The sequence below is a fragment of the Psychrobacter sp. 1Y4 genome (assembly GCF_051847555.1).
This window is the reverse complement of record NZ_JBPYDE010000218.1, coordinates 1-955: the sequence shown is the minus strand read 5'-3', so window position 1 is coordinate 955 and position 955 is coordinate 1. Positions and strand designations below refer to the sequence as shown.

At 39.8% G+C, this 955-nt stretch carries 1 protein-coding gene; it reads right to left on the bottom strand.

Annotation, left to right across the window (positions count from 1 at the left end; all coding sequences use genetic code 11):
* The coding region (locus ACS8FC_RS15340; RefSeq protein ID WP_439297406.1) for an AMP-binding protein at positions 1 to 588 on the bottom strand (588 nt) is incomplete at its 3' end.
* Positions 589 to 955: the final 367 nt, after the last annotated feature.

Below are 955 nucleotides of genomic sequence, written 5' to 3'. Positions count from 1 at the left end.
AAACTCGACACTGTTGGCAATTTGGTATGGCGGCACCATTTTTTTGACGTGACGTACCACGGCATTGACGATAAAACCCTTGAGCGGACTCATCATGTCACCCATTGAGGCAACTACGACATGGTCGACGAGGTCTTGACCAATATCTTCATAAGTTTTGGCAAAGTTCTCAAGCAGAATCAAAACTTTGGTATCTGAATCTTTTAACTGGTGTGACAGCTCTTTGGTGGTATAAAGTGGGTTGACGTTGACCAATGTCATGCCAGCACGTAGCACCCCTAGCACCGCAACTGGTAGCTGTAAAATATTAGGCATCATCACTGCCACTTTATCGCCTTTTTGTAGTCCTAATGACTGAAGGTAAGCGGCAACTTGTTTACTATAGAGATCCAACTCTTCGAAAGATAGCTTAACATCCATACAGACAAACGCCGTTTTGCCTGCATGATTGATAAAGTTTTGCTCAATGATATCAATCAATGAGGTGTTGGCTGGTGGCATATCGATATCATACTGAATGCCAAGTTTTTCGTATGTTTTGAGCCATACTTTGTCGTTGCGACGAATCAGGTTACCTTGATTTTCCATAATCTTTTCTCTCCTAGTAATAATACATTACCGTCAACTCATGCAAATCACAGTGTGATAAACAGACGAAAAATCAGAGCGCAGTCTCACCATCGCGATGGTAAGTAAGGCTGCGATATAGTCGTAGGGTGATGAGTAAACAATGTAGTGGTAAATAGCCCTTTGTTCATTAACATACACACTTTATATAGACTACTCAATACAAAAGATTGTTATACGAGTTCTCAAACTGGCTTGACGGCTGATATTTTTATTAATATCAATTATTTATATTAATAAAAACTGGCCATGTCACTGAATTTTGCCCACGGTATCTCTTTTATTTTAGTCACAATATTTACATAATAAAGCTGCCTTCGCGTGTGCT